Below are 1304 nucleotides of genomic sequence, written 5' to 3'. Positions count from 1 at the left end.
TTGGTCTGGTAGGCGATGTCGTCGATGATGCCGATGCGCTTGGCGATCTGCTTCATGGCTGCCACCGTCTCGGTCACGGCTTCCCCGCCTTCGGCGGCTTTCCTGGTGCCTTCGGCGGACATGGAGTCAGCCACCTTGGCGTTCTCGGTGTTCTGCTGGATGGAAGCCGCCATCTGCTCGATGGAGGCTGAGGTTTCTTCCACCGAAGCCGCCTGTTCGCTGGAAGCCTGGGACAGGGACTGGGCCGTGGACGACACCTGGGCCGTGGCTGAGGACAGGGCTTCGGTGGTGGTGCTGACGTCGGAAATGGTCTGGAAGAGCTTTTCCTGCATGGTCTTCATGGCGGCCAGCAGTTGCCCGGTTTCGTCGGTGCTGGTGACCACGATCCTGGCTGTCAGGTCGCCGGAGGCTATGGTGTTGGCGGTGGCGACGGATTCAGCCAGGGGACGGGTGATGGCCCGGGAAACCAGCATGCCGATGCCGATGCCCATGAAGAGCGCCACGCCTATCACCACCAGCATCAGGGTGCGCGAGGTCTCGTACAGGTTAGTGGCTAGTTCTGACTCGTTCCTGGCATTGTCTTCCTTGAACTTGGTCAGGGTGGTCAGGCCATCATCCACCTTGTCCACCGCCGCCCGTGCCACCTTCATCATGTACTCGGCAGATTTCCGGTCCTGTTGCTTGATGCCGGCCGCTTCTTCCTGCTTGGCCATCTCCACGATTTTCAGCTGCCCCTCGAAGTAGGCCTTGTAGGCCGACTCCACTTCAGCGAATTTCGCCTTGCCTTCTTCCGTGACGAAGAGGGGCTTGGCCTTGTCCAGGTATGAACGGGTCTGTTCGTCGTATTTGCTCAGGGCCGCCAGGTGGGGGGCAGCATCAACCCCTGGCAGGGACTGGGCCATCAGGTAATTGCGCAGGGCCCGCCCCTGGTACAGGAGGCCGATGTTGGCTTCCTTGACGTAGGAGAGACCTTGCAATTCCCGTTCATACATGAGGTGGGCCGAATGGTTGATCTTGCTCATGTTGCTGATGCCGAGCGCGCCGACCACCAAGGAAAACAAGGCGACGAAAATGAAGCCCGCCAGTAGTTTGGTTGAAACCTTCAGATTCTTGAGCATGGGAGTTCTCCTGAAAATCGAGGGGGGTTAATCGGACAAGGTATGGGGATGGCGGTGGCGTTCATGGCTGGCCACGCGCCGGACAAGGCCCGGGACATCGAGGATGAGGGCGACCTGGCCGCTGCCGAGGATGGTGAAGCCGGAGATGCCCTGCAGGCCGGTAAAGACTTCGCCCAGGGGGCGGAT

The 1304-nt window shown here is 60.7% G+C and carries 2 protein-coding genes; both read right to left on the bottom strand.

The window, feature by feature from the left end; translation table 11 throughout:
* On the bottom strand, positions 1 to 1118 hold a 1118-nt coding region (locus tag G474_RS0117720), incomplete at its 3' end, for a methyl-accepting chemotaxis protein (RefSeq protein ID WP_043465223.1).
* 27 nt (positions 1119 to 1145) lie between these two features.
* The gene (locus G474_RS24545) at positions 1146 to 1295 is read right to left on the bottom strand and encodes a hypothetical protein (protein WP_425386889.1); all 150 of its coding nucleotides are present in this window, start codon (positions 1293 to 1295) and stop codon (positions 1146 to 1148) included.
* Between the last annotated feature and the right edge of the window lie 9 nt (positions 1296 to 1304).

It is taken from the genome of Azovibrio restrictus DSM 23866, assembly GCF_000429665.1.
GTDB classification, from domain to species: Bacteria; Pseudomonadota; Gammaproteobacteria; order Burkholderiales; family Rhodocyclaceae; genus Azovibrio; species Azovibrio restrictus.
Note: the sequence above shows the minus strand (reverse complement) of the source record. Positions and strands in the feature narration are given on the sequence as shown.